The sequence below is a fragment of the Paenibacillus sp. 32O-W genome (genome assembly GCF_007679495.1).
In the GTDB taxonomy this organism is placed as follows: Bacteria; Bacillota; Bacilli; order Paenibacillales; family NBRC-103111; genus Paenibacillus_L; species Paenibacillus_L residui.
The window spans coordinates 1-529 of sequence record NZ_VEGP01000175.1; the positions used below are offsets into that span (position 1 = coordinate 1).

Below are 529 nucleotides of genomic sequence, written 5' to 3' on the forward strand. Positions count from 1 at the left end.
CCCAGAAACGGATACTGCGTGTAGATTTCATCAATCCGGTGTTTGATGCGAATTTCCTCCGGGGAGGGAGGTACCGGCTTGTAATACAGGCTGGAACGATTGAGGCTGAGGATATCCGCCTGTACGGTTAGAGGCAGCTCTGTGCTTTGCCAATCCAACATGGCCAATCGCTGTTCACGAGTTTGGTCCATAGCCAGATTTTTTTTTGATCCACGCCAATTGAGTGGACAATTTTCCGACTTCGGCATAGAGTTCGTTGATCTGCTGTTCATAATCATTTTTCATTTTCGTGATGCCTTTGCGATCATCTACGAACAGCTGATGCAAGTTCTGGATCGCTTCCGTTTTCCACCTCTGGAGGACATTCGCATGGATTCCATGCTCGGAGGACAGCTGCGAAATTGACTTATCCTCCTTCAAAATTTCCAGTACGATTTGTGCTTTTTGCTCTGGTGTGAACTTTCTCCTCATCGTTGCCATACAACTAAGAAACTCCTTTTTTGCTGTCTAATTTTCTTAGTCCATTATA

Annotated in this window: 2 pseudogenes; both read right to left on the minus strand. The window is 45.4% G+C overall.

The features are described from left to right. Window positions 1–273: pseudogene (locus FS806_RS25325) on the minus strand (IS3 family transposase); the annotation flags it as partial. Window positions 274–339: 66 nt separating this feature from the next. Next, window positions 340–480, minus strand: a pseudogene (locus tag FS806_RS27175) (transposase); the annotation flags it as partial. Window positions 481–529: the final 49 nt, after the last annotated feature.